The sequence below is a fragment of the Mesorhizobium sp. M4B.F.Ca.ET.214.01.1.1 genome (assembly GCF_004791545.1).
GTDB lineage: Bacteria > Pseudomonadota > Alphaproteobacteria > Rhizobiales > Rhizobiaceae > Mesorhizobium > Mesorhizobium abyssinicae.
The window spans coordinates 1-337 of record NZ_SRUX01000173.1 but is presented as its reverse complement, the minus strand read 5'-3'; the positions used below and the strand labels follow the sequence as shown (position 1 = coordinate 337).

The following is a 337-nucleotide window of genomic DNA, read 5'->3' as shown; positions in this document are numbered from 1 at the left end:
TCTGACTGGATAATTCGTCGACTAGGACCCGCATGTTTTCCGAATAATCCACCGGCGTGCTGATAAGATGGATACCGCCCGCCGCAAATGCCGCTTCGAGCGTCGGCGCGAGATCGTTGGGGCCTTCGATTCGTCTGCCTTCGATGCCGTAGGCCTTGGCATAAGCGACAAAATCGGGATTGCCGAAGGTCATGCCGAAATCGCTGTAGCTATTTACAGCCTGTTTCCAGCGGATCATCCCATAAGCGTCGTCCTGTAGGATGAGCACGACCAGCCGATGTCCGAGGCGGATCGCCGTCTCCAGTTCCTGCGAGTTCATCATGAAGCCGCCGTCGCC

Annotated in this window: 1 protein-coding gene; it reads right to left on the bottom strand. The window is 57.0% G+C overall.

Going from position 1 to position 337, the window contains the following annotated elements:
- Positions 1–337 (bottom strand): thiamine pyrophosphate-dependent enzyme (locus EN857_RS33780; RefSeq protein WP_245521684.1); only part of this gene is annotated, 337 nt, incomplete at both ends.